Origin of the sequence: Bacteroides sp. AM37-9, from assembly GCF_003603455.1 — a bacterium.
Lineage (GTDB): Bacteria > Bacteroidota > Bacteroidia > Bacteroidales > Bacteroidaceae > Bacteroides > Bacteroides xylanisolvens.
The window spans coordinates 485-750 of record NZ_QTNF01000091.1 but is presented as its reverse complement, the minus strand read 5'-3'; the positions used below and the strand labels follow the sequence as shown (position 1 = coordinate 750).

Here is a 266-nt window from a genome sequence, read left to right as displayed (position 1 = left end):
ACTCTTGAAGACTTGATCATTCAGGCCGGAGGCTTGCGTGAAGCCGCTTCTGTAGTTCGTGTGGATGTATCCCGTAGAATCAAGAATCCCCGTAGTACAGTAGATAACGATACTATTGGTCAGATATATACATTCTCCCTGAAAGAAGGCTTTGTCGTCGACGGCACACCGGGTTTCGTACTTCAACCTTATGATGAGGTTTATGTTCGCCGCAGTCCGGGTTATCAGGCTCAGCAGAATGTAGTTGTTGAAGGTGAAATCCTGTT

General features: G+C 46.6%; 1 pseudogene. It reads left to right on the top strand.

Annotation, left to right across the window (positions count from 1 at the left end):
• Window positions 1-266, top strand: a pseudogene (locus tag DW862_RS26595) (capsule biosynthesis protein); the annotation flags it as partial.